Source organism: Streptomyces sp. NPDC006207, assembly GCF_040613835.1.
Taxonomy (GTDB): domain Bacteria; phylum Actinomycetota; class Actinomycetes; order Streptomycetales; family Streptomycetaceae; genus Actinacidiphila.
The window spans coordinates 114,032-138,656 of sequence record NZ_JBEXSX010000007.1 but is presented as its reverse complement, the minus strand read 5'-3'; the positions used below and the strand labels follow the sequence as shown (position 1 = coordinate 138,656).

The window sequence follows — 24,625 nt, the reverse complement described above, 5'->3', positions numbered from 1 at the left end:
CCCGTCGCCGTCACTCCGTGCGCAGGCCGTCCGGTCGCATCATGCGGACCAGGGCAGGGAGGCTGAGCGCGGTCACCAGCAGGACGACCGCCGCGCTGACGCCCGTCATGGCGCCCACGTCGGGCCAGTCGACGGTGACGGGCGCACCGACCATGCGGAGCAGCACCGCGCCGAGGGTCAGGCCCACCGCGCACGCGAGGGCGAGGCCGAGGCCGACGGGGAGGGCGGTCTGCCACAGCACCGACAGGCTGAGGGTGCTGCGGCGGGTGCCGAAGGCGACCAGGGTGGACAGCAGCTTCTTCCGCTCGCGCAACTGCTCCAGCTGGGAGACGAGCAGGCTCGCGCCGATCAGCAGCAGGACGCAGCAGGCGCCGACGAACAACCCGGTGCGGATCGAGGCGAAGCGCGCGGACTCGGTCCGGGTGACGTAGTCGTGCGCGTCGGCGAGCGGGTCGATCGCGGCCACCGTGTTGCGGACGCCCTCGGGCGCGTCCGGGACGGAGCGGTCGATCGAGACGTAGACCCTGCCCGTGACCGTCCCGGCGGCGGACGGGGGGAGCGCCCCGGGGGTGACGAGGACGCCGCCGCGCTTGTAGCCGCTCGGGTCGGCGCGGGTGTGGGCGTGCTTCAGGCCGGACGGCAGGTGCCAGGCGAGTCCGCGTCCCGGCGCGCCGGCGTAGCCCGGGTCCAGGTAGACGACGTGTCCTGGCCTGGCCGTGCGGACGGTGTCGTCGTCGTATTCCCCGTCCCGGACGACGAAGACGTCGCCGTCGCGGCACGCGGAGACCCTCGCCACCACGCGCAGCGCGTCGCAGGTGCCCACGGTCAGTTCGACGTAGCGCTGCGGGTCCTGGGCACGTTCGCCGAGCATCCCCACCGACAGCGGGGTCGCTTCGCGCACGGCGTCGGCCGCGGTGAGCCGCCGGGCGGCGTCCGCGGGGGAGTCGGCGGCCGGGAGGTAGACCTCCATCTGGGCCCGGGAGAGGTCGTTCCCGGTACTGCGGGTGTACGAGCCGTCGACGCCCGCGAAGAGCATCTGGAGCGCGATCGCCCCGGCGACGGCGACGGCGATGCCGTTGACCGTGCGGGCCGCGGTGCCGCTGTTCAGCTGGAGCCTGCGGACCGCGAGCTGCCAGGAGGGAGCGCCGGTGCCGAGCCGGTCGACGGCGGCCTCGACGATCCACGGCAGCAGTGCCGTGACGCCCATCAGCAGCAGGACCGTGCCGCCGACGACCAGCGCCTCGTTGAAGTTCCCTCGGTCGCGGCCCTGTCCGACCATCGGGTACAGGAGGGCGAGCCCGCCGAGCGGCAGCAGCAGGCGCCACCACAGCCGGCGGCGAGGCGGCTTGCTCGCGCGGACGACACCGAGCGGCTCGATGACCACGCCGCGCAGCGCGAGCAGCGTCACGGCCACCGAGGCGGCCGGGACGGCGACGGCGACCAGGGCGGCGAGGGCGGGCGCCGGCGTGAGGTCGCCGGGGAAGACGCTGACGCGGTAGAAGCCGACCTGGCCCGCCAGGGTGCGACCGGCCGCGAACAGCACGGCGCCGACGGCGAGTCCGCACACGGCGCCGGCGAGGGCCTCGCCCGCGGCGACGCGTCGCGTGGTCCCGGCGTCCGCACCGAGCAGGCGCAACGCGGCGAGCCGGCGGTCGCGGCGGTCCCCGCCGAAGCGGACGGCGGCCGCGATGAACACGCCGACCGACATCAGCAGCGCCACGAAGACGATGAGGACGAGCAGCACGAGGACCGGGTCCGTCGTGCTGCCCTGGTCCACTGAGCCGAAGGCGTGGATGCGCTCGACGCGGACGGTCTGCCCGGCCCCGGCCCCGGCGCCGGCGGGGAGCCCGGAGGTCCCCGCGTAGTAGGCGAGGTCGTCCGGTCCCACCAGCCCGTCCTGCCCGATGGTGCCCGCGATGCGGTACGGCAGGCGCTCGCTCAGCAGCCGGCCCTCCGCAGAGGCGAGCAGCCGCCGCAAGGCGGGGGAGACCACCATCGTCCCGCGCCCGGGCAGCCGGGCGACGCCGGGCGGCAGCGGTGGACGCCGGCCCTCGGGCTGCAGCAGGCGGCCCCGTACCGCCTGGTCGCGGTAGGTGGTGTCGACCGTCGCGATCAGCATGGTGTCGTCGGCCCGGTGCTTGACGACCGAGGTGTACGTCATGTCGTTGCGGGCGCGTTCGCGGTCGTGACGCTGCGTCAGGGCGTTCGGCAGCGCGGCGGTGAGCAGCAGCAGGGCCACTCCCAGGCCGACCCCGACGGCGGTCAGGAGCGTACGCACCCAGCCCTCGCGGCCACCGGTGACGGCGAACCGGACACCCATCGCCAGGTCCTGGATGCGGCTTCGGCGGCTGGTGCCGGGGGCGTCGCCCGAGCTCATGCCACGCGCGCCGTGTCGCGGACCTTCCCGTCACGCACGACGACCTCGCGGTCGGAGTACGCGGCGACCCTCGCCTCGTGGGTGACCAGGACGACCGCCGCGTCGGTCTCGCGGGCGGCGGCGCTGAGCAGCTGCATGACGCGTTCGCCGTTGAGGGAGTCCAGCGCTCCGGTGGGTTCGTCGGCGAACAGCACGCGGGGGCCGGTGACCAGGGCACGGGCGACGGCCACCCGCTGTCCCTGCCCGCCGGAGATGGCCCCGGGCCGCTGGCCCGCGACGTCCTCGACCTCCAGCCTGCGCAGCCACTCCAGGGCGGTGCGCGTCGCCTCCTTGCGGGAGGTGCCGCCCAGCCGGAGCGGCAGCGCCACGTTCTCCGCGCAGGTGAGCTCGGGGACGAGCTGCCCGAACTGGAAGACGAAGCCGAACTCGCTGCGCCGCAGGGCGCTGCGCCGGGCGTCGTTCATCGCGGACAGCTCACGACCGCGGTAGGTGATGGTGCCCGCGTCCGGGACGACGATCCCCGCGAGGCAGTGCAGCAGGGTGGACTTGCCGGAGCCGGAGGGGCCCATCACGGCGACGACCTCGCCGGGGCGTATGGAGAAGTCCGCCCCGTCGAGGGCCGGCGTCCGGCCGTAGCTCTTGTGCAGGCCGTCGGCGGTGAGCAGGGGCTCTGCGGGCGTCACGCGCTCACCTCCCGGGCGAGCCCGTCGAGCCGCGCCGCGGTCAGCTCCAGCCAGCGCAGGTCGGCTTCGAGGTGGAACAGGGCGTGGTCGCAGATCAACTGGTCGGCCAGGTCCCCGGTGCGCTTGCGTTCGGTCAGGTCGCGCATCAGCCGCAGGTGCTCGGCACGCTGCACGTCCAGGATGTCGGCCGCGTCGCGCTGGGTGAGCAGCGCGAGGACGACCTTGGTGTAGAGGGTCGACTGCAGGTACGGCTCGGGCTTCTCCGGGGTCGCCAGCCACCGTGCGACGTCGGTGACGCCCGCCTCCGTGATGGCGTACCGCTTCCGTTCGGGGCCCTCGCCGGGCTCTATGGCCTCGACCTCGACCAGGCCGTGCTTCAGCAGCCTCGACATCGTGGAGTAGACCTGCCCGTAGTGCAGCGGCCGGTCGTGGCCGAATCGCTCGTCGAAGGCGCGCTTGAGGTCGTAGCCGTGGCGCGGCCCGGATTCGAGGAGGCCCAGGAGGGTGTGACCGATGGACATGCGCGTCAATATACACATGAGGTATACACGTCATGCAGACGCGATGTCGCGATGGTGTGCAGCTGGGGGCACCCCCGCTATGAATTGCGTGTATACCCCCTGTGTAGAGTCGCGGCCATGCGAACTACCCGGCTCCGAAGCCTCCTGCCCGCCCGACGCGACGCCGCCTCCGCCCGGACCGCCCGCAGATGGGCGGTGCTTCCCGCGGCCGCCCTGGCATTCGCGCTCGCGCTCACCGGTTGCACCCGCGTGGAGACCACCTCCCCGGGCACCGTGCGGCAGGAGGCCGGCAAGACCGGCACCGGCACCTTCGGCAGCGTCGACTGCCGCAAGGCCAAGTGCATCGCGCTCACCTTCGACGCGGGACCGAGCAAGCACACGGCGCAGCTGCTGGACGTCCTCAAGGAGAAGCAGGTGCCCGCCACCTTCTTCCTCCTCGGCAGGAAGCACATCGACCGCTACCCGGACATGGTCAAGCGCATGGCCGCCGAGGGGCACGAGGTCGCCAGCCACACCTGGACGCACAAGATCCTCACGCAGATCGAGCCCGAGGAGATACGCGAGGAGCTGAGCCGTCCCAACGACGCGATAGAGCGGATCACGGGCCGGCGGCCCACCCTCATGCGCCCGCCGCAGGGACGCACCAACGACACCGTCCAGGGCATCGCCCGTGAGATGGGCCTCTCCGAGGTGCTGTGGAGCGTCACCGCCAAGGACTACGAGACCAACGACCCCGACCTGATCACCAAGCGCGTCCTGGACCAGGCCGACCGCGACGGCATCATCCTGCTCCACGACCTCGTCCCCGGCCCGGCCGCCAAGGGCTACCGGGGCACCCTGCCGGCCGTGCCCGGCATCATCGACGCGCTCAAGAAGCGGGGCTTCACCTTCGTGACCGTTCCGCAGCTGCTCGCCCCCGGCACCCCGCAGCCCGGGGCGGTCTACCGCCCCTGACCGGATCCGAGGGGGACGCGGCCGGATGGAGGTGGCCCCGCCGGTGGCTTCGGCGGCACCGTGGATGACCGGAGCAGGGAGCGTGTGGCGGGAGAAAGACATGACGGACACCCACCCTCACAACGGTGACGAGGACGGTGTGGTCTGGCTGGTCGGGCTGCGACACCGCGGCGGCTCGGGGGCGCTGGTCCGCCACTACTACGTGGTGGCCGGGACGATCGCCGGGGTCGACGCGCTGCGCCGCGCCCGCTGGTTCGCGGCCCAGCCCACGGAGCGCGTGCTGCGCTGCGACGCGGCGGTCGACGGCACATGGGCCGAGGTGCGCCGGCTGATGCAGGACACCCTCGGCCGGTTCCGTCTCGCGGGCCGGGCGGCCTGAGCGCGCGCGGACCTCCCGCCCGTCACTGCCCGGGCACCGGGCCCACCAGGAGCAGGGCGATGTCGTCGCGGCCCCCGGAGGTCCGCCGGGCCTCCCGCAGGAGCTCGTCGGCCAAGTCGTCCAGCGAACGGACGGGCGCCGCGGCGAGCCGGCCGGCGAGTTCCCCGAGCGCCGTCCCCAGATCGGTGCCGGGACGTTCGATCAGGCCGTCGGTGAACAGGGTGAGCACGCTCCCCGGCGGCATGGGCACCTCCGCGGCCCGGTAGTCCGCGGTCACGTCGACACCGAGCAGGAGCCCGGGCGGTACGTCGAGGATCTCCGTGCGACCCGACCGGTGGCGCAGCAGCGCCGGCAGATGGCCGGCGCTCGCCAGCAGCGCGCGGTGCCCGGGCACGTCCAGCTGTGCGTACAGGCAACTGGTGAACAGGTCGGTGTCGAGGTCGTTCAACAGGCGGTTGATCCGGGTCAGCACCTCGTCCGGGGCCGCGCCCGTGCTCGCGTGGGTGTGCACCGCCGTGCGGATCTGGCCCATCAGCGCCGCCGCGTTGACGCTGTGCCCCTGGACGTCGCCGATGACCGCGGCCGCCGCCCCGGCGCCGTCCAGGCGGATCAGGTCGTAGAAGTCGCCGCCGATGTCCATGCCGCTGGTCGCCGGGAGGTAGCGGGCGGCGACGCGCAGGCCGGGCACGTGCGGCAGGGAGTGCGGCAGCAGCGCGGTCTGGAGGGTGCGCGCGACCTGGCTCTTGGTGTCGAACAGCCGGGCACGTTCCAGCGCCTGGGCGATCATGCCGGCCAGCGAGGTCAGGGCGGCGCGCTCGTCGGGCGGGAAGGCGCGGGGGAGGGCGAAGGCCAGGACGCAGCAGCCGATCGTGCGGCCCGAGGCGTTCAGCGGGAGGAACGCCCAGGCGCCCATCCGCGTGTAGGGGGCGACGAGGGGGAAGGCCTGCCGTATCGCGTCGACGTCGCTGAAGAAGAGCGGCGCACCCGTGGCGACGGCGCGGGAGCCCGCGGTGTCGACCGTCAGCGACAGACCGCGGAAGAAGTCCTTGTGGGTCCGGGGGAAACCGTGGGAGGCGACGTCCTGGAACCGCCCCTCGTCCGCGATCAGCAACGACAGGCCGTCGGCCCCGAGGACGGGCATGATCTGCTCGGTGACGGCGGTCGCCACGTCCTGGACGCCGACCGCCTCGGTGAGGGACGAGGCGATGTACAGCAGGTGGTACAGCGCGCCGGCGCGGGTCGGCGCGGTCCCGGAGGGTGTGGCCGGCGGGAGCCGGTCGCCCGCCGGGGCCGGGGCGGTCCGCAGCCGGATGCTGATCCCGGTGGTGTCGGGGTAGAGCCGGAAGGACAGCCAGTCGTCCGGGGGGCGCAGCGCGGTGAAGTCCGTGGGGAGCCGGCTGAACAGCGCGGCCAGGTACGGGTCTTCGTAGGCCGGGTCGATCAGCCAGGGCAGGGACTCCCAGAGACGGGTGTGCATCAGCTCGGCCTTGCCGCGGCCGAGCAGCTCGGCGGCCGTGGCGTTGAGGAAGGTCACCCGCCCCTCCAGGTCCAGCGCGAGCACCCCGTCGTCCAGGCGCTCCGTCAGTTCCGCCGCGGCCTGGGCCTCGGCGGGCGGCAGGGGCGGCGGCGGGTCCGGCGCGAGCACCCGGGGCATGGCGCCCGGCCGCAGCGGCCGCCCCCTGGCGGCGGCCCGCGTCAGCAGCGCGCCCATCCGGTCGGCGGCGTGGGTCACGGCGGCCCGTTCCTCCTGGGCGAGCCGGTCGGGACGGGTGTCGGGCCACAGCAGTTGCAGCACGCCCGACACCGTGGTGCCCGTGTGCAACGGCACGACGTACATCGCCAGCCGGTAGGGCAGTGCGAAGGCGGTGCGCGGGAACCGGCGGGCGAGCTCGTCGTGGCCGTGCACCCAGACCGGACGCCCGTCGCGCGCGACCGTGGAGACGGGCGCGGGTGTCGCGAGCGCCAGCCGCGACCACGGCCGCACCACTCCGGCCGACAGGCCCGTCACCACCGCCAGGCGCAGCGCCTGGGCGTGCGGCACCAGCAGGAAGACTCCGGCAGCGTGGGACCCGGTGATTCTCGCCACCTCGGCCAGAGCCTGGTCGAGTGCGGCCTCTTCCTCCGGCGCGGCGCCGGGCGCTGCGCTCCCGCTCATCACCCAGCGGCCCCGCGCGGTGACCAACGGGCCGTTCGCCGCCGGGGAACGCCGTTTCGGCGTGGCCGGGGCGCTCCCATATGTGGACGATAGTCCCCGCCGACAGGTGGGGGCATCTCGGCCCGGCCCGGCCCGGCCCCGGGGCCGGGCCGGGGATTCCGGGACCCGGTCCCGGATTCCCCGCGGGAGCGGGAAGGGCTCGCCGTCGCGTCTGGTTTAAAGTTGCAACCACGCCCCCGCCGCGCCCCTCAGCGGCGCCGGACCCCCGAGGAGAAGCACCGCATGCAGCCGGCCGTACTCGACGCACCCGTGACCGTCACGCCCCCGGACGACTCGTCGGGGCCCGCGCACGCCGCAGCCGGGGATGGCGGAGGCGCCCGGCGCGCCACCCACATCGCCATGATGTCGGTCTCCCTCGGCACGGCGGGCCTGGGCGGGCTCTGGCAGTCGGCCTCGGCCACGGTGGCCGCGCCCATCGGGGTCAGCGACGCCCTGTTCGTGGTCAGCGGACTGCTGTGGGTGGTGCTGCTGGCGCAGTACGTGCGGCACGGCGGAGCACGCCGGCGCAACATCCTGGAGGACCTGCGCCACCCCGGTCAGGGCTTCGCGCTCGCGTACGTCCCGATCATCGGCATGCTGGCCACCGGCCACTTCGCTCGCTTCGGGGTCGACGGCGCCCGCTGGTTCTACGCGCTGTTCGCCCTCGCCTCCGCCGCCCTCGCCGCCCGGCTGCTCGCGCACTGGGTGACCGGCGGCCTCGGCTCCGCCCCGCTGCACCCCGGCTACCTGCTGCCGGTGGTCTCCGGACCCTTCATCGCCAGCACCACCGGCACCGCGGTCGCGCTTCCCGACGCGGCCTCGGCCGCCTTCGCGGTGGGCGTCCTGTACTGGCTCGCCTTCGGCACCGTGGTCCTCGGCCGCCTCGTGACGGACGGCCTGCCCGGACCCGCGCGCCCCACGCTGACCGTCCTCACGATCCCGCCGGCCGTCGGCGGCCTCGCCTGGACCGCCGCGCACGGCGGACGGGTCGACGCCGTGGGGTACGGCTTCGCCGGGCTGGTGCTCTTCACCGTCCTGATCGTCCTGTTCCTGGTGCCGCACGTCCGGCAGGAGGGTTTCCACACCGGCTACTGGGTCTTCTCCTTCCCCGCGGCGGCCACCGGCAACTTCCTCGTCCGCTGGCTCCACGGCGCCGCCGTCCCCGGTTGGCAGGGCCTGACCTGGCTGGTGATCGTCCTGGTCGGCGGGGCGTTCCTCGTCCTGTACGCGGCGACCGTCCGGTACGCCGTCCGCGCGGTGGGCCGGCACCGGGCGGTCGCGGGGGCGTAGTGACGGCGGGCCCGCCACGAGGTCAGGTGAAGGGGACCTCGCTGTCGAGGAAGCGGGCGACGTGGGCGCAGAACAGCCGGGGGTACTGGAGGAGCGCCCCGTGGCCCGCGTCCGGGTAGACGACGAGCTGCGCGTGGGGGATGTACTGCGCGAGGATCCACGAATTGACGGTCGGGACCATGATGTCGTCGCTGCCGTTGACGACGAGCGTCGGCTGGGTGATGCGCCGCAGCTCCGTGAACCGCTCGCCCCGTCCGGTGTTCCAGTCGGCACGCAGCGCCTGCTGTGCGCGGACGCTGTCCGGGCCGGATTCGGCGTCGGCGTCCACCGTCCGCTCGTGGCGGTGCAGCCAGAACTCCCGGCAGGCCCGGCGTCCGCCGGGGGAGCCGTCGAAGAAGAGGTACAGGTAGTCCTCCTCGGTCAGGACCTCGTGGGCGGCCACCTCCGCGACCCGTTCGCCGACGCCCGCCATCTCGCCCGCGCGCGGCTTCGTCCCGACCAGGACCAGGCGGCGCACCAGTTCGGGATGGGCCAGAACGAGGGCCTGGCTGACGTACCCGCCCACCGAGAAGCCCAGCAGGTCGACCTCGGGAAGGCCGAGCGCCCGCAGGAACGCGACGGCGTTCCCGGCGAAACCCTCCGCCGATTCCGGCGTCCGGCCGCCCGAGTTCCCCACCCCGGCGTTGTCGAAGAGGATCACCGGCCGGTTCTCGGCGAGGCCGTCCGTGACGAGCGGATCCCAGTGGTCCATGCCCGCGCGGAAGTGCGGGAGCATCAGGAGCGGCGTCCCGGAATCCGCCCCGAAACGGCGATGGGCGTAACGGTCGCCGTCCACCTCGATGTACCGGGTCGGTGCCGTGGTGTGCACGTACGAAGGCATGATGCCGTCCTGCGCTGGGTGAGCCCCCGCCGTCGACGGTGTGCGTGCCGCCGTCGCCAACATTGTCCGGCGCAAGGTTCGGTGCGGCTCAAAAGGCGCAGGCGACGGCAGGGCCTCACCGCGCTCACCGGACCGTGGCCAGCACTTCGTTGAAGGCCTCGGTCGAGCTCGGGTGCGTGTAGATCGTGTCGCGCAGCTCGGTCGCCGTGACCCCGTGCCGCATCGCCAGCGCGACCGTGTTGACGAGCTCCTGGGAGTCGACGCTGAGCAAGGCGGCACCGAGCACCCGGTCCGTCGCCGTGTCGAGGACGAACTTCATCAGCCCCCGCGTTTCCCCGACGATCTTCGCCCGGGGCATCGCGGCGATCTCGCCGACGGCCTTCTCGGCGACGCCGACCGCGTACCCCTGCTCGCGTGCCTGCTTCTCGGTGAGCCCGACGCGGGACAGCGGGGGCGTCGTGAAGAGGGTGTACGGCACGGCCTCGCGGTCGCGTGTCGTCCGCGTGCCGGCACCGGTCAGCTGGTCGGCGACGATCCGGCTGTCGTCGAGCGAGATGTACGTGAACTGGGGCCCGCCGTTGACGTCGCCGACGGCGAAGACGTGCGGCCGGCTGGTGCGCAGGTGCTCGTCCACGGCGACGGCACCCGACTCGGTGGTCCGGATCCCGGCGACCTCAAGGGCGAGCCCCGCGGTGGCGGGTCTGCGCCCGGTCGCGACCAGGACGGCGTCGGCGTCGGCCGTCCGCTCCTGCCCGTCGACGCGGTAGCGCACGGTGGCGTGGTCCGCGGCGTCCGTGACACCCGTGACGGTCGCTCCCGTCACGACGGTGACGCCATCGCCCGCCAGCACGCCCGCCACCGCGTCGGCGACGTCCTCGTCCTCACGCGGCAGCACCCGCGCACCCGCCTCCAGGACCGTCACCTCGGTGCCGAACGCGCGGTACATCCCGGCGAACTCCAGCCCCCGGTAGCCCGCCCCGAGGACCACCATGCGGGCGGGACGCCGCGGGTCCCGCACCAGGTCGGCGCTGGTCCTCGTGTACGCACTGGTGCGCAGCCCGGGGAGGTCGGGCACCACCGGCTCCGCGCCGGTGTTGACGACCACGGTCCGCGCGGTGATGAGCAGGCGATCGGTCCCGGCGCTGACCTCCACCGTCTCCGGGGCGACGAACCGGGCGCGGCCCGTGACGACCGTGACGGAGTCGACGGCGTCGAGCATCTCGAAGTTCTTCGCGCGGAGCGCTTCGGTCAGGCGGGTCGTGCTGTGCACGGCGTCACGGAACCCCGCCTCCGGCGGATCGTCAGGGCGGCGTTCCCCCGCCCGGTGGATCAGCGCCTTCGTCGGTACGCACCCCACGTTGATGCAGGTGCCGCCGTACATCGAGTCCGACTGCTCGACGATGGCGACGCGCTTGCCGAGACGGCCCATCCGTCCGGCCAGGGTCTTGCCGCCCTTCCCGAAACCGATCACGAGGAGATCGACATGCATGGTTTCCATGGCTCTCACCTTGCTCGTCGTCAGGCGAGCTGCCAAGATCAGCAAGTACCGATTTCTATCGAGAAAGTCTCATGGACACCCTGAGCCGCATGGTCCACCTCGCCAGGCTGCGGGGCAGCGTCGACATCCGCTGCCTGATCGCCGGCCGCCACACCCTGGACAACCCCGCCGGCGGGAGCGGCAGCTCGCCGTTCCACCTGCTGCTCGAGGGCGAATGCACCCTCGAACTGCCCGACCGGAGCATCGAACTGCGCGTGGGCGACATGGTGCTCCTCCCGCGAGGCACGGCGCACCGCATCCACACGCACGGCCCCGGCCCGGCCACGTCGGTCGATCGCCAGGACGTCGGTCCGTACGCCCTGGTGAGCGGGACCGCGCCGGGCGACGACGCGGTGCCCGTCGATCTCTTCTGCGGTCACTACACCTGGGGGCCGGGGGCGGGCCAGGTGCTCATGGGCATGCTGCCCGAGGTGCTGCACGTCCCGCTCGGCACCGGCGCGGGCAGCCCCCTCGCGCTGCTCGGCGCCTTCATGCGCGACGAGGCACGCGCCGCCGGCCCCGGCACGGAGGCCGTCCTCGACTCCCTCTGCGACGTCCTGCTGACGCTGGCCCTGCGCGGGGTGTCCGGCATGGGCCGGGCAGCGTGGCTCGCCTCCACCCGCGGCGTCGTACGGACCGTCACCGACGCCGTCCTGCGGGACCCCGCCCACGACTGGGGCATCGAGAAGTTCGCCGCGCTCACCTCCATGTCCAGGGCGACCTTCATCCGGCACTTCGGCCGGGAGGCCGGGATGAACGCCGGCGAGTTCCTGATGCGGCTGCGCATGCTCCTCGCTGCGGAACTGCTCACGGAGTCCGAGCAGCCGGTCGCCGCCGTCGCCGCCGCCGTGGGGTACGCCTCCGAGTCCGCCTTCGGCCGCGCCTTCCGCCTCGCGGCGGGCGACACCCCCGCCCGGCTCCGTCGCGCGGCCCGTCATGGCCTGCCCGGCGAGGGTGCCTCCGTCCTGAGCCTGCGCGCCGCGACCGGCGGGGGAGCGTCCCGGCCGTGACCGGTCAGTGGCGACGACGCAGGCGGCGGACCCATGTGCGCGGCCCCCGCGCGGAGCGTACGGCCGGGCGGGCCGGGACCGTCGCGCGGGCCGGGCGCCAGGGCTCGTCCGGCGAGTCGAAGGGCAGCCTGCGCTCGGCCTGGGTGCGGATCTCCTGGTGGGCCTCGTAGGACGTGACGCGGAACGCCTCCTCATAGGAGGCCAGCGCGGCGGCGACCGCATGGCCGGCGAGACCGCGGCGCCGGATCACCCGCGCCAGCCAGGCGAACACGCCCATGACCCCGGCCAGTACGGCCGTGAGGATCAGGCAGCCCATGAGGTCGGTCACGGACCACACCCTACGACGGACGCCCCGCCGGGCGCTTCGGTGCCCGCGGGCCGCTTTGCCGGCCGATAAGGTCCGTTGTCGCGGGCCCGGAAAGGATGGTCCCGGGCCGGACGGAGCGGCGGAGGGAGGGCCGGGGATGCCGACGTCGGACGTACGGGAGGCACCGTGCGACGGGCGCACCGTCGAGGAGAGCGCGGCCCGGGCCTGGCGCTTGTCGGCCCGGACGGTCGCCCGGCACGCCGACGACGCAGGCAGCGGGAAGTCCGTTTCCACCTGGCACCCGCACGGCTTTCCCGCCGGGTGCCGGGCAGCAGCCTTCCGCTGCCCCCGCGGCGCAATCAGGCCCGTATCCTCACGGGGCAGCACCCGCGCGAGTTCCTCCCCACGGAACCTCGTTGTGCGCCCGTAACCGGCCAGGACCGAGCAGCGAAGGAGCCCACCGCCGCATGGCCAGCACGTCCGACCCCGTCGACGCCCTCCTGAAGCCGGGGCCGCGGCGGACCCGCCTGCCCGAGCCCGCCGAACGCTCACGGCTGCGCACCGAGTACGGCCTGACCCAGGCGGAGGTCGCCGAGGCGCTCGACGTGACCCGGACGACCGTGGCCGGCTGGGAATCCGGCCGCAGCGAGCCGCAGGGCGCCACCCGCGCCGCGTACGCCAAGCTCCTGGACGGCATCGCCGCCCAACTCGGCGCCACGGAACCCGAGCCCGTGCCCGCCGCCCCGGCGGCCCCCGCCGTCCCAGCCCCTGGACCCGCTGCCGCGCCTGCCGCCGTCACCGCGCCCGCCGCCCGCCCCGCGCGGCCGGCGCACGCCCCCGCGCGCAAGGAAGCGGAGCCCGTGCCCGACGCGGCGGATCCGCGTTTCGCCCACGGCCCGCTCGCCGTGCTGGACGGCGACGGCACCGCCTACTGCGCCGGCGGCCTCGTGCTGCCCTGCCCGGCGACCGATGTCCCCTCGCTCGTCGCGTGGACGCTCACCGAAGCGAGGCTCGGTGCGCCGCGCCTGCACCGCAACGGCAAGGACGCGGACCCGCTGATCGTCCTCACCGCCCCGGCCGCCGAACGCCTCGGCCTGCCCACCGTCCTGGAGGACCGCAGGGCCCTGCGCCTGCCCGCCGACCACAAGGTCGTCCGGCAGATCGCCCGCGCCAAGTGGCAGCTCACCCGCCGCGGGTTCGGCCCCTGGGCCCGCGTGTACCGCCCGGCGCAGGACGGCAGGCGTCAGTGCGTACAACTCGCCGTCCTGCCGTGGGGCGCCCTCGACAGCCGCTCCTGGGGCGACGTCGAGCACCTGCCGCCCCCCGAGCTCGCCCAACTGCTCGCGGACTACGCGCACCGCGTCATCACCCCGCGCGGCTCCACCGCCGTGAGCGGTCTGGAACTGATGACCGCCCTGCGCCCGCCGACCCGCGCCGTCAAGGACCAGGCCACCGGCTCCTGGGTCCCGGCTCCGAACCCCGGTGCCCTCGCGCAGCCCGTGGACCCGGCACCTCCCGAGGCCCCCGACGAACACCCCGTCGTGGCCTCGCTGTTCGCGCGCGGGCACCGCCGCACCCCGGAAGAAGTCCTCGACGAGGAGGCCTTCGAGTGGACCCGGGACCCGCAACTGCTCACCGACGACGAGTGCGCCCGGAAGTACGCCGTCGGGATCGACGTCAACATGGCGTTCGCCGCCGCCGCGAACCGCCTGAACGTGGGCCTCGGCGCCGCCGTCCACGTCCGCGCCCCGGAGTTCGACAAGGCGCTGCCCGGGTCCTGGCTCGTCGACCTCTCGCACATCGACGTCGACCCGCGCCTGCCGAACCCGTTCACCCCCGACGGGACCCGCCCCGGGGGCCCCGCCTGGTATGCCACCCCCACCGTGGCGTACGCGGTCGAACTCGGCCACGACGTGCGCCCGACCGAGGCGTACGTCCGCCCCGAGCACGGCGCCTACCTCGACGCCTGGTACGGCCGCCTGCGCGACGCCTACATGACCACCATGGCCGAACTCGGCGTCGTCTCCGGCATGCCGGAGGCCGAATTCCTCGCCGCGATGGAACACCACAAGGAGGCCGACCCGGCCCGCGCCGGCCTCCTCTCGGCCGTCAAGGCCACCGTCAAGGGCGGCATCGGCAAGCTCCGCGAACGCCCTCAGGGCACCGGCTACCGCCCGGGGGAGCGCTGGCCCGCCCTCGACCGGCCCACGTGGCGCCCCGACATCCGCGCCGCCGTCATCGCCACCGCGCGCGTCAACATGCACCGCAAGATGGTCAGGTTCGCGGCGGTGGGCCTCTTCCCGGTGGCGGTGCTCTCCGACTGCGCCGTGTACCTGTCCGACGGCCCCGGCCCGCTGGACTTCCTGCCGCGCACGCCCGAGGGCAAGCCGCTGCCCGGCGGTTTCCGGCTCGGGGTGTCGCCCGGGATGGTCAAGCACGAGGGCACCCAATCCCTCATGTGGGCCGTGGAGTTGCTCGAGGACGGCCACAACCCCGCCCGCCACATCAAGGGCGGCGACGCCGCACTCGACGGAGAGTAGGAGAGTCCGGTGGGCATGCTCGGCGACGGCCTCGACAAGGCCACGGCGAAGACCCTCACACGGCCCGTGCCCAAGTCGGCGCAGGCCCAGATGCGGTTCCTGGTGAAGCAGGAGAAGGGCACCAGGGCCGTCGCCGCCCTGCTGGGCGTCTCGCAGCGCACCGTCGAGCGCTACCTCACAGGCGAGATCAAACGTCCCCGCAAGGACCTGGCCGGCCGCCTCGAGGACGAGGTCCGCAGACGGTGGCAGCCCCGCGTCCGTGAACGCGCCCGCCGCCACGCGGCCACCACCGGCGGCATCGTGATCGAGACCCGCGCCCGCTTTGGCTTCACGGCCGCCCCGGGCTCCACCGACGACGCCCGCGTCCGCCTCGTCACCCAGGCCCTTCCCCCCGACTACGCCGCCCGTCTCTTCACCGCCCGTGCCGCGGGCGCCGGCGAGGACCAACTGCGCGCCATCGCGGCGGAGGGCCTCCAGGAGGTCTACTTCAAGGACCGCGGCCGCCGCGCGCAGGGACTGCACGTCGACTTCACCGACATCGACTACGTCGAGTTCGAGTTCTGAGTGTCGATAGCCTCGGCCAGCTGCTCAGCGTGGCCGTCAGGCAGGGGCCTGAGCGCTCGGTAGTAGGGGTGGTCGTCCGTCTGCCTGTGCCAGTGGCAGACGTTGCGCCGCTGTCGGCGCCAGATGGCGCGGAGTTCGGGATCGTGGGCGCTGTGCGGTGGGCAGGGAGCGAACGTGAAAGGCGCGCACGCGTTCAGGAGCTCGTCGGCGACAGGTCCTGCAAGCCCACCACCCGCAGCAACTGCAAACGCTGGTACGACTCCGTGCCCGGACGGGCCGTGTGAATGACGAGCTGTTGGCTGTGGTCGGAGTTGACCAGGACCTCGCAGTCGAGTTCGAGGATGCCGATCGCAGGGTGCCGGAAGCGTTTCGTGGCGGCGCGGCGTACGGCGACCTCATGTTCGTCCCAGAGGCGGGCGAACTCCTCGCTCGCGGCGCGTAGTTCGGCGACGAGGGAGGAGGGTTCGGGGTCCGTGGGGCGGGCCGCGGCCACCGCTCGCAGGCCGGCGACCTGCTCGCGGGCGCGCTCGGGGCGGTCCTCGGGCGGGAACAGTTCCTGGGCCGCCGGGTCCAGGAAGAATCGGCGGATCATGTTGCGTCCTTGGGGCGGGCGGGCGAGGACGTCTCCGCTCAACGCCCGTGACAGCGCGTTCTGGGCCAGGACCTCGCCGCAGTCGGTCACCACCATCGCCGGGGTGTCGTCCAGCCGGTCCAGCACCAGGAGCAGGCCCGGGCGCACGTGCGTGCTGGTCGCCTCCCGGCGCGGCGGCTGTTCACCGGTGAGGTGGAAGAGGTGGTCGCGTTCGTCCTCCGTCAGGCGCAGGGCGCGGGCCAGCGCGGTGAGCATCTGGCGGGACGGGCTCGGGCCCCGGGACTGTTCCATCCGCGTGTAGTAGTCCACGGACATGCCGGCCAGCTGGGCCACCTCCTCGCGGCGCAGCCCCGGCGTACGGCGGCGGGCGCCGGCGGTGAGGCCCACGTCGGAGGGGTCCAGGCGGGCGCGGGCGCGGCGCAGGAAGTCGGCTAGTTCGCCTCGGTTCACCTCTCCAGGGTGCGGGAGGCCGGCCGGCTTATCCAGGGACTCCCGATCCCCTGATGAAGAGGTCTCTCCCGGTCGTTCCCGTATCCGCCGAGGCTGGTCGTCAACGACAGGCGACACAGCGCGTGAGGAGCACATCATGCTGACTTTGGTGACCGGAACGACGGGACAGGTCGGACGCCGCTTCGTGCCGAGGCTGCTGGCCCAGCGGCAGCCGGGCGAGCAGGTGCGGGTCCTGGTACGGGATGCGACCCGCGGCGAGCGCTTCGCGGAGCTGGGCGCCCAGGTCGCCGTAGGAGACATGCGCGACGAGGAGACACTCGGCAAGGCGCTCGTCGGCGTGGACGCCGTCGTGAACGTCGCCGCCTCCTTCCGCGGGGTGCCGGACGAGGAGGCATGGGCCGTCAACCGGGACGCCGCGGTGGCCCTGGGCCGCGCCGCGCAGGCCTCCGGCGTGGAGCGGTTCGTGCAGGTCAGCACGGGCAATGTGTACGGCGTCGGACGGGGCCGCCCGCTGACCGAGGCGGACGAGAGCCGGCCGGGCGGCGAGATGTGGGGCGCCTACCCCGAGTCCAAGGCCGAGGCCGAGCGTGAACTGCTTGCGCTTGAGAGCCTGGACGTACGCATCGGGCGGCTCCCCTTCGTCTACGGCGAGGGCGACCCGCACCTCACCGACTCCCTGCGTTGGGCCGCCGGTTGGGCGCCGCACCAGCGCCTGCAGATGGCCCACCACGCGGACGTTGCCCAGGGTCTGATGCGTCTGCTGTACGCGCCGGGCATCGCCGGCCGGATCTACAACATCGCCGATGACGCCCCTGTCACGACGGTCGAGCTGTACCAGCTCAACGGCGTCGAGGTGCCCGCCGGGCTCCACGAGCTCACGGACCCCGACCCGTGGTTCGGGATCATGTCCAACCAGCGCATCCGCCGGGAGCTCGGCTTCCGGCCGATCTATCCGAGCGTCTGGACGGCCCGGGACGCCGGAGCCCTGTGACGGTCACCACGCGAGGTTGGTCCCCCCCTCTGATCCGCCCCACCAGCACCGCCCCCGCCACACGGATCACGACCGCCACCAGGTACAGCACCGGTAGCGTCACGATCGGCACCGCGCGGGCAGGATCTGATGCTGCTGCCTTCGGCTCAGGCGGCTGCGGGGCGCAGAGGGGGTGACAGGTAGCGCGCCGTACCGGTGACAACCACTGTGCTTCGCCCGGCCGAAGCCGCAGTTCAGTGGATGCCGGTGGTGACACCCATCGTGCTTCGGCTCAGCACCTCAGCCCTTGACGGCCTCCGCGATCTGCTGGGCGGCCTGGGCGGGCGTGAGGTGCGTGGTGTCGACTACCTCTGCCTCGCCGTGCAACCAGGTGCGGGCCGCCTCGGCGTAGGGCTCGAGGTATCGGAGACGGAACGGGGAATTGGGGCCGAGAACAGTGTCGCCCTCGATGCGCCCGCGGAGGGTGTCCTGGTCGGCGTGGAGGACGAAGTGCCGGACCGGGATGGCATGCCGGGCAAGGCCCGAGCTGATCTCGCGCCAGTACCGCTCGACCAGGACGGTCATGGGCATCACCAGGGTGCCGCCGGTGTAGTCGAGTACCCGCCGGGCGGTCTCGACGACGAGCGGTCGCCACGGCGGCCAGTGCTGGAAGTTGTCCGTCGCGGGCAGCCCGGGCGTGATGTCCATGAGCGTCTCGCCGACCTTCTCGGCGTCGAACACCCGTGAATCCGGGATCAGCGGCTGCAGGAGCGCACTGGTCGTCGTCTTCCCCGCGCCGTGGGTGCCGTTGAGCCATACGATCATGCGTCCCGATGCTAGCGCTGTGCGGGCGGCGGCAAGGCTTCGGGTCCGGCGGTGCCGGCCCGCCTGATGCAGGCAAGACCCTCGGGCCGTCGAAGGAAGCCCTCGGCCGCACGACGATCAGCGCAGCAGACGTGCCATCGCCGCCGACGGCAGGGACGGATTGGCGGCCGCCGCGTGCACCACCTGCGCGTCCTCGTCCGCAAGCAGTTCGGCGATCACCGGGGGCGGCAGGGCCGGGTGGGCCGCGGCCAGGGGCCTTGCCCGTAGGTCGTCGAGGCAGGGGATCAGCGCCGCGGCCGTCGCGTGCCGGTGCCGGGCGATCTCGCGCAGCGCCTTCCGGACGGGGGGCCGGATGTGCGCCAATCGCTCCAGCAGGGCCGCAGTCGCGTCCGGGTTGGCCGCCACCCGCGCGGCGACACGCGCACCATGCCGGTCGATCATGGACGCCAACTGGGCTTCTCTCAGACCGGGATGGGGCGCGAGGGCGCCCACCACCTTCGCGTCCGGGTCGCGGGCCAGGGCGTCGCGGATCTCGTCGGGCAGATCGGTTCGCCCGGCCAGGAACATCCGCAGGACGGGGTTCGGTGAGGTGGCGAGCCCGGCGATCTCGTCGGGAGTGGCCGAGGAGATGCGCGGCAGCGGCGTCGGACCGATCCGGACGGTGGAGGCGAGCCGGTCCAGGACGTCCAGCGGCACCGCCGGGTGGTGTGCGAGCCGTCGCCGCACGTCGTGGCCGAGGTCGACGGCCAGGGTCCGGATCAGTTCCTCGCCGATCCCCGGGTTGTCCGCGAGCTGCGCCCTGACCCAGGGGACGGGGTCGGTTGCGAGCCGCGCGTACACCTGCGGCGGCAGGTCGATCCGCCCGGCCAGTTCCTGGCGCAGCAGCAGGGACGGATGGTCGACGAAGGCTGCGGCGGCGGACGCGGGCGTGGCCGGATTGCCCAGGGCGGCCTGCAGCGTCGCGTGCACGGTGGACTCGTGCGCACCCTCGCAGTGCTCCCCGGGCGGCGTCGGCTCATGCGTCGGCTCATGTTCGCAGACCCGGCAGAAGCGTGCCGGAGGCAGTGCTCCGCCGTCGAGGAGCGCCGCCAGCACATCAGGTGGGGTCGCCTCGTTGACCGCGACCGCGCGACGCACCCCGGCATGCGGGTGCTCCGCCAGGCGGGCGGCGAGATCGGACGTCGTCCACAGCGCGAGTTCCGCGACCACCCCGACCTCGGGGTCCGCCGCGAGGGCACGCGCCACATCCTCGGGGAGACCGGGGCAGCCGGCCAGCTTCTCCCGCTGCTCGACGGACCCCGTGGTGGCCAGCAGGCGCGCCCACTCCGGCGGTCCCGCGCGCCCGTCCAGCAGGGCGAGCGCGACGAACGGCCGGTCGACGGGATCGACATCGGCCGCGGAGAGACGTCCCCCGTACGCCAGGCTCAGGGCGGCGCCCTCGTCGCGCGCGGCCAGGGCCGCCACCTGCGCACGGGTGAGGTCGGGGCGGTCGGCGAGCGCACCGGCGACATCGGCGTCCGCGGTCGCGATCAGACGGTCGACCCATTCGGGCGGCAGCGAGGGATTGCCGGCCAGGCCGTACAGGAGGTCGTTCACAGGGCACCATCGTGGCGCAGGCCAGGCCGGCCGTGCGATGCCGGGGGGCGCCGTCCGGCGTGGGCGGGACCGGAACGGCGAGCAGGGGAAGGCCGTCGGGGAAGGCGAGGGGTCACGTCGTCATGGAGAAGCGCCGGCACACGTGGACGCGGCTGAACTCCGCGCGCATGCGGGTCTCGTCCTCGAGCTGCGCGTGCAGGAAGGCGGCCATGAGCCGCAGGCCGGGGCGCGGGGTGAGGATCGCGCGGTCCGGTTCGCCGGGAGCGGTGTACTGGTGGGCGTACACGTGCAGGTAGTGGTCGCTCTCCGCGAAGCCCATGGCGCGGTACCAGGCGAGGGTGTCCGGGTCGTCGCGGGTCCAGGCGTCGAGGGTCGTCGCGCCCCGCTCGCGGACCTCGGCGCGTGTGCGGTGCAGGAGGGCCCGGCCGAGACCGCGGTGCTGGTGGTCGGGGTGGACCGCGACGGTGTCGATGGTCGCCAGGGCGGTGTCGACGACGGTGTCCATGATGCCGACGACCGTCCCCGACGCGTCGACGGCGACGAGTTCCAGGCCGGGGGCCGGGATCGGCGGCTTGGCGCGGTCGACGTCGTCGTAGTAGGCGGTGCCCAGGAACGAGAGCACCCTGCAGCGCAGCCAGGAGGCCTCGTCCGCAGGGGCGTACTCACGCAGCGTGTAGGTCACGGGGGTGATGCTGTCCGGGCGGGGAGACGCCGCGCAACGCGATTTCCGCCTCCGGCGTGCGCCGTCCCCGCCGTACGACGGTACGACGGGGACGGGGCTGTTACGACCTTCAGGAACGGTGGTACTGAACCGGGGTGGTGACCTTCCCGCCCAGCGCGGTGGCCGCGTGGCGCGCCCAGTAGGGGTCGCGCAGCAGCTCGCGGCCGAGGAGGACGGCGTCGGCCTTGCCGGAGGCGACGATGGTCTGCGCCTGGTCGGGTTCGGTGATCATGCCGACGGCCGCCACGGGCATACCGGTCTCGTTGCGGACGCGCTCGGCGAACGGCACCTGGTAGCCGGGAGACGCGACGATCCTGGCGTTGGGGGCGTTGCCGCCCGTGGAGACGTCCATCAGGTCCACGCCCCGGGCCTGCAGCTCCTTGGCGAGGCGGACGGTGTCGTCGGCGGTCCAGCCCTCGCGGTCGTCGTCGGCGTTCTCGCTCAGCCAGTCGGTCGCGGAGATGCGGAAGAAGACCGGCAGGTCGGTGGGCCAGACGGCGCGGACGGCGTCGACGACCTCCAGGGCGAAGCGGGTGCGGCCGGCGAAGTCCCCGCCGTAGCCGTCGGTGCGGCGGTTGCTGTGCGGGGAGAGGAACTGGTTGATGAGGTATCCGTGGGCCCCGTGGATCTCGGCGACCTGGAACCCGGCGTCCAGGGCGCGCCGGGCGGCCGCGGCGAAGTCCGCCACGATCCGGCCGATCTGCTCGGTGCTGAGCTCCTCCGGTGTGGTGGAGCCGGTGTCGAACGGGACGGCGCTGGGGCCGGCGGGTGTCCAGCCGTGCTGGGTGTCGGGGGTGATGGGGGCGCCGCGGTCGACCCAGGTGCGTTCGGTGGAGGCCTTGCGGCCGGCGTGGGCGAGCTGGATGCCGGGCACGGTGCCCTGGGACTTCAGGAAGGCGGTGATCCGGCGGAAGGCCTCGACCTGGGTGTCGTTCCAGATGCCGAGGTCGTACGGGCTGATCCGGCCCTCGGGGCTGACCGCGGTGGCCTCGGTGATGATCAGTCCGGTGCCGCCGGTGGCCCGGGCCGCCAGGTGCGTGAAGTGCCAGTCGTTCGGCACGCCCGCCTGCTCGCCGTCCGGCGCGGCGCTGTACTGGCACATTGCGGCCATCCAGATCCGGTTCGGAATGGTCAGCGACCGGAGGGTGAAAGGCTCGAACAAGGTGGTGGTCACGAAGCTGTCTCCTCAGGGGGCGGTCGGGGCCGGGTCACGCGGCAACGCGTCGTTGCATCGCTCATGCGTATGCGCCCTACAGGCTCCCTCAATAATTGCACGCGCTGATTAATTCCCGCATCCCGCGTGCAGTGCTCGATCGCCCACAAGTGGATGACGCAGATATCAAGCGTTTGCATTAGTCCGCGTCTGCAAGTAACCTCGATCCTCGTAAGGCGCAATCCCCTCACCTCCCGGCCCCGCGGCGGGGTACCTCGCCCCCCGCGTACGGTCGTCGAAAGGCACCATCATGTCGCTCAAGGAACTCATCCCCGGCCGCCTCGGCTTCGGTACCGCCCCCCTCGGCAACATGTTCCGCGCCATCCCCGAAGAGGAGGTGAGCGCGACCCTGGAGGCCGCCTGGGACCAGGGCGTCCGCTTCTACGACACGGCCCCCTTCTACGGCGCGGGTCTCGCGGAGCTGCGGCTCGGCGAGCTGCTCTCGCGGCGGCCCCGCGACGAGTACGTGCTGGCCACCAAGGTCGGGCGCGTCATCCTGGACGAGCCCGAGCCGGGCGCCCGCGACCTCGGCGAGAAGGGCGGGCTCTTCGAGCACGGCCGTCCGAACGCGATGCTCCACGAATGGACCGCCGACGCCACCGAGCGGTCGATCGAGGGAAGCCTGAAGCGCCTCGGCGTCGACCGCGTGGACATCGTCTGGGTGCACGACATCGCCCAGGACTTCCACGGCGACCTGTGGCTGAGCAAGTTCGAGGAGGCCCGCACGGGCGCCTTCCGGGTGCTGTCCCGGCTCCGCGACGAGGGCGTCATCAAGGCCTGGGGCCTCGGCGTGAACCGGGTCGAGCCCATCGAGCTGACGCTCGACCTGGACGAGCCGCAGCCCGACGGCTTCCTGCTCGCCGGCCGCTACACCCTGCTGGACCACGCGCGACCGCTGGAGCGGCTGCTGCCCAAGGCGCAGGAACAGGGCGTCGGCATGGTCGTCGGCGGCCCCTACAGCTCCGGGGTCCTCGCCGGCGGCACCCACTTCGAGTACCAGGACGCGCCTCCGGAGATCGTCGAGCGCGTACGGCGCATCAAGGAGATCACGGCCCGCCACGGGGTGAGCGTCAAGGCGGCGGCCCTGCAGTTCTCCCTCGCGCACCCGGTGGCCGTCGCCGCCGTCCCCGGCTCGACCAAGCCGGGCCGCATCGCCGAGGACATCGCCGCGCTCAACGAGGACGTCCCGGCCGCCTTCTGGTCCGACCTGCGCGCCTCCGGCCTCGTCAGCCCCGCCGCGCCGCTCCCGAACGGCGCCTGAACGCCCTCGCCCCCCCACAAGCCAAGGAGAAAGACCATGGCGTCCACCTCGGTCAGCCGAGTCGTGCCCGCGTCGCCCGAACGCGTCTGGGACCTGATCGGCGGCTTCCACGCGCTGCCCGACTGGCTCCCGTTCATCCCCGAGAGCACCCCACTGGAGGGCGGGCGGGTGCGCAGGCTCCGCAACCCCGACGGCGAGGTGATCGTCGAGCGCATGGTGGCCTTCAACGAAGCCGAGCGCCACTACGCGTACGCGATCCTTCAGGCGCCCTTCCCCGTGACCGGGTACGTCTCCGACCTGCGGGTCCACGCCGTACCCGGGCAGCCGGAGGTCGCGGAGGTCGTGTGGAGCGGCCGGTTCGTCCCCGACGGTGCCGGCGAGGCGGAGGTGGTCGAGCTGTTCACCGGCATCTACCGCGACGGCCTCGAAGCGCTCCACGGCACGCTCGCGGGCTGAACCCGCGCCGACGCTCCCCCGTCACGCCCGGTGGCGGGGGAGCATCGTGGTGACGGCAGGCGCCTCAGCCGGTGGGGCCGATGGTGACCCGGACGCTCTTCATCAGCGGCTGGTCGCTCTGGGTGCTGTAGTCGTTCGCGGCGATGAGCGCGTTCATCTCCGGCATGTAGCCGGCCGCGCAGTCGCGGGGCATGTCGTAGGGCAGCGCGCGGTAGCCGGTGAGCGTGCGCCGGCTGCCGTCCTTGGCCGTCGCCGTGATGTCGACGAGGGTGCCGGGCTCGATGTCCCGGGCCCGCATGTCGGCCGGGTTCATCAGGACGAGGGTGCGCAGGTTCTTCACGCCGCGGTAGCGGTCGTCGTCCGAGTAGATGGTGGTGTTCCACTGGTCGTGGGAGCGCATCGTCTGCAGGACGAGCATCCCGTCGCGGGGCACCACGTCCGGCAGCGGCGCGCTGGAGAACTCGGCACGCCCGGAGGGCGTGAAGAAGACCAGTTCGCGCGCGGGCTGGCGGATCCGGAAGCCCAGGGGGAGCCGGACACGACGGTTGAAGTCCTCGAACCCGTCCAGGACCTTGGCCATGGTGTCGCGGATCCGGTCGTAGTCCTCGACGTAGTGCTCCCACGGCGTGGAACTGCCGGGGAGGGCGGCGCGCGCCATGCCGGCGATGATGGCCGGTTCGGACAGCAGGTGGGGCGAGGCGGGCCGCTTCATGCCGACGGACAGGTGGACCATGCTCATGGAGTCCTCGACGGACGTGGCCTGCAGTCCGCGCCGCTGCTCGTCCTTCTCGGTGCGGCCCAGGCACGGCAGGATCAGGGCCTGCCTGCCGTGGACGAGGTGGCTCCGGTTGAGCTTGGTGCTCACGTGCGCCGTCAGGGCGCACTTGGCCAGGCCCTGGGCCGTGTACGGGGTGTCGGGCGCGGCGAGCACGAAATTGCCGCCCATCCCGACGAACACCTCGTGCTCCCGGGGCGGGTCGATGCCGCAGACCGCGGCGAGCCGGTCCAGGAAGGCCTCGGCCGGCCGGTGGTCGATGCCGCACGTGCGGTTGCCCTGGACGTTGCTGTGCCCGCGCACGGGGGAGGGGCCGGCGCCCTCGCGCCCCAGGCTGCGGCGGGGTGGTGGTAGTCGTGCTGGGACGGCCGCTTGTCGTCGGCGGCACCCGCACCGCCGGTCGGCGGTACCTCGGGCCGGCCGTCGCCGGGTGCCATCGGCTCGTTCACGCCCTGGACGCTCATACCGATCACCTTCGGGGCAAATGTGGCATTCAATGATGATCTTTATCCTATGAGGGCATCTGGGGC

The 24,625-nt window shown here is 73.3% G+C and carries 21 protein-coding genes and 1 pseudogene; 9 read left to right on the top strand and 13 right to left on the bottom strand.

Annotated elements, in window-relative coordinates; genetic code table 11:
• Positions 1-10 precede the first annotated feature (10 nt).
• Genes ABZ312_RS07740 through ABZ312_RS07730 form a run of 3 tightly spaced genes read right to left on the bottom strand, consistent with a single transcriptional unit; the run spans position 11 to position 3,581 of the window.
• On the bottom strand, positions 11-2,377 hold the full coding sequence (locus tag ABZ312_RS07740) for an ABC transporter permease (RefSeq protein ID WP_500436796.1): 2,367 nt from the start codon (positions 2,375-2,377) through the stop codon (positions 11-13).
• Positions 2,374-3,060 carry an ABC transporter ATP-binding protein gene (locus ABZ312_RS07735; protein WP_500436795.1) on the bottom strand — a complete coding sequence of 229 codons (687 nt, stop codon included), beginning with the start codon at positions 3,058-3,060 and terminating at the stop codon, positions 2,374-2,376. The genes ABZ312_RS07740 and ABZ312_RS07735 overlap by 4 nt, the downstream gene beginning before the upstream one ends.
• Positions 3,057-3,581: a PadR family transcriptional regulator gene (locus tag ABZ312_RS07730; protein ID WP_500324680.1), complete on the bottom strand. Its 525-nt coding sequence runs from the start codon at positions 3,579-3,581 to the stop codon at positions 3,057-3,059. Before ABZ312_RS07730 ends, ABZ312_RS07735 begins: the two co-directional genes overlap by 4 nt.
• Before the next feature lie 117 nt (positions 3,582-3,698).
• On the opposite strand from ABZ312_RS07730, the gene ABZ312_RS07725 reads away from it, so the two are divergent.
• Both ABZ312_RS07725 and ABZ312_RS07720 read left to right on the top strand, forming a co-directional pair.
• Positions 3,699-4,535: a polysaccharide deacetylase family protein gene (locus tag ABZ312_RS07725; RefSeq protein WP_500436793.1), complete on the top strand. Its 837-nt coding sequence runs from the start codon at positions 3,699-3,701 to the stop codon at positions 4,533-4,535.
• A 100-nt stretch (positions 4,536-4,635) separates the two neighbouring features.
• Positions 4,636-4,914 (top strand): hypothetical protein, encoded by a 279-nt coding sequence (locus ABZ312_RS07720; protein ID WP_500324683.1) that lies wholly within the window; start codon positions 4,636-4,638, stop codon positions 4,912-4,914.
• A gap of 22 nt (positions 4,915-4,936) precedes the next feature.
• Here the strand turns inward: ABZ312_RS07720 and ABZ312_RS07715 are convergent, their stop codons facing one another.
• A complete protein-coding gene (locus tag ABZ312_RS07715; protein ID WP_500436791.1) occupies positions 4,937-7,069 on the bottom strand; it encodes a SpoIIE family protein phosphatase in 2,133 nt (710 codons plus the stop codon).
• Between the two features lie 282 nt (positions 7,070-7,351).
• Between ABZ312_RS07715 and ABZ312_RS07710 the strand changes: the two genes are divergently transcribed.
• A complete protein-coding gene (locus ABZ312_RS07710) occupies positions 7,352-8,398 on the top strand; it encodes a TDT family transporter (protein ID WP_500324687.1) in 1,047 nt (348 codons plus the stop codon).
• Positions 8,399-8,420: 22 nt separating this feature from the next.
• Here the strand turns inward: ABZ312_RS07710 and ABZ312_RS07705 are convergent, their stop codons facing one another.
• Together ABZ312_RS07705 and ABZ312_RS07700 are read right to left on the bottom strand one after the other, a co-directional pair.
• Positions 8,421-9,278, bottom strand: coding sequence for an alpha/beta fold hydrolase (locus tag ABZ312_RS07705; protein WP_500436789.1), 858 nt, complete (start codon positions 9,276-9,278; stop codon positions 8,421-8,423).
• Positions 9,279-9,402: 124 nt separating this feature from the next.
• Positions 9,403-10,776 carry an FAD-dependent oxidoreductase gene (locus tag ABZ312_RS07700; protein WP_500436787.1) on the bottom strand — a complete coding sequence of 458 codons (1,374 nt, stop codon included), beginning with the start codon at positions 10,774-10,776 and terminating at the stop codon, positions 9,403-9,405.
• A 71-nt stretch (positions 10,777-10,847) separates the two neighbouring features.
• Here ABZ312_RS07700 and ABZ312_RS07695 point away from each other — a divergent pair, with 71 nt between their 5' ends.
• Positions 10,848-11,825 carry an AraC family transcriptional regulator gene (locus tag ABZ312_RS07695; RefSeq protein ID WP_500436785.1) on the top strand — a complete coding sequence of 326 codons (978 nt, stop codon included), beginning with the start codon at positions 10,848-10,850 and terminating at the stop codon, positions 11,823-11,825.
• A gap of 4 nt (positions 11,826-11,829) precedes the next feature.
• Here ABZ312_RS07695 and ABZ312_RS07690 read toward each other — a convergent pair whose 3' ends face one another.
• Positions 11,830-12,153, bottom strand: coding sequence for a hypothetical protein (locus ABZ312_RS07690; protein WP_500324695.1), 324 nt, complete (start codon positions 12,151-12,153; stop codon positions 11,830-11,832).
• A gap of 446 nt (positions 12,154-12,599) precedes the next feature.
• Here ABZ312_RS07690 and tap point away from each other — a divergent pair, with 446 nt between their 5' ends.
• Positions 12,600-14,672 carry a telomere-associated protein Tap gene (tap, locus tag ABZ312_RS07685; RefSeq protein ID WP_500324697.1) on the top strand — a complete coding sequence of 691 codons (2,073 nt, stop codon included), beginning with the start codon at positions 12,600-12,602 and terminating at the stop codon, positions 14,670-14,672.
• 15 nt (positions 14,673-14,687) lie between these two features.
• Entirely contained in the window at positions 14,688-15,236 is a 549-nt protein-coding gene (gene tpg / locus ABZ312_RS07680; RefSeq protein ID WP_500359237.1) for a telomere-protecting terminal protein Tpg, read from the top strand.
• Positions 15,237-15,429: 193 nt separating this feature from the next.
• On the opposite strand, the gene ABZ312_RS07675 is transcribed toward tpg, so the two are convergent.
• On the bottom strand, positions 15,430-16,278 hold the full coding sequence (locus tag ABZ312_RS07675; protein ID WP_500324698.1) for a helix-turn-helix transcriptional regulator: 849 nt from the start codon (positions 16,276-16,278) through the stop codon (positions 15,430-15,432).
• Between the two features lie 136 nt (positions 16,279-16,414).
• Between ABZ312_RS07675 and ABZ312_RS07670 the strand changes: the two genes are divergently transcribed.
• Positions 16,415-17,269: an NAD-dependent epimerase/dehydratase family protein gene (locus ABZ312_RS07670; RefSeq protein WP_500436783.1), complete on the top strand. Its 855-nt coding sequence runs from the start codon at positions 16,415-16,417 to the stop codon at positions 17,267-17,269.
• A gap of 279 nt (positions 17,270-17,548) precedes the next feature.
• On the opposite strand, the gene ABZ312_RS07665 is transcribed toward ABZ312_RS07670, so the two are convergent.
• The 4 genes from ABZ312_RS07665 to ABZ312_RS07650 all read right to left on the bottom strand — a co-directional run bounded on the left by ABZ312_RS07665 (position 17,549) and on the right by ABZ312_RS07650 (position 21,564).
• On the bottom strand, positions 17,549-18,073 hold the full coding sequence (locus ABZ312_RS07665) for a P-loop nucleotide/nucleoside kinase family protein (RefSeq protein ID WP_500324702.1): 525 nt from the start codon (positions 18,071-18,073) through the stop codon (positions 17,549-17,551).
• A gap of 117 nt (positions 18,074-18,190) precedes the next feature.
• A complete protein-coding gene (locus ABZ312_RS07660) occupies positions 18,191-19,669 on the bottom strand; it encodes a hypothetical protein (RefSeq protein WP_500324704.1) in 1,479 nt (492 codons plus the stop codon).
• 112 nt (positions 19,670-19,781) lie between these two features.
• Positions 19,782-20,351 carry a GNAT family N-acetyltransferase gene (locus ABZ312_RS07655; protein WP_500436781.1) on the bottom strand — a complete coding sequence of 190 codons (570 nt, stop codon included), beginning with the start codon at positions 20,349-20,351 and terminating at the stop codon, positions 19,782-19,784.
• Between the two features lie 109 nt (positions 20,352-20,460).
• Complete coding sequence (locus ABZ312_RS07650) at positions 20,461-21,564, bottom strand: NADH:flavin oxidoreductase/NADH oxidase (RefSeq protein WP_500324708.1); 1,104 nt, start codon at positions 21,562-21,564, stop codon at positions 20,461-20,463.
• 289 nt (positions 21,565-21,853) lie between these two features.
• Here ABZ312_RS07650 and ABZ312_RS07645 point away from each other — a divergent pair, with 289 nt between their 5' ends.
• Both ABZ312_RS07645 and ABZ312_RS07640 read left to right on the top strand, forming a co-directional pair.
• The gene (locus tag ABZ312_RS07645; protein WP_500324710.1) at positions 21,854-22,864 is read left to right on the top strand and encodes an aldo/keto reductase; all 1,011 of its coding nucleotides are present in this window, start codon (positions 21,854-21,856) and stop codon (positions 22,862-22,864) included.
• A 36-nt stretch (positions 22,865-22,900) separates the two neighbouring features.
• A complete protein-coding gene (locus ABZ312_RS07640) occupies positions 22,901-23,320 on the top strand; it encodes an SRPBCC family protein (protein ID WP_499515876.1) in 420 nt (139 codons plus the stop codon).
• A 64-nt stretch (positions 23,321-23,384) separates the two neighbouring features.
• Here the strand turns inward: ABZ312_RS07640 and ABZ312_RS07635 are convergent.
• Positions 23,385-24,437: pseudogene (locus ABZ312_RS07635) on the bottom strand (molybdopterin dinucleotide binding domain-containing protein); the annotation flags it as partial.
• Between the last annotated feature and the right edge of the window lie 188 nt (positions 24,438-24,625).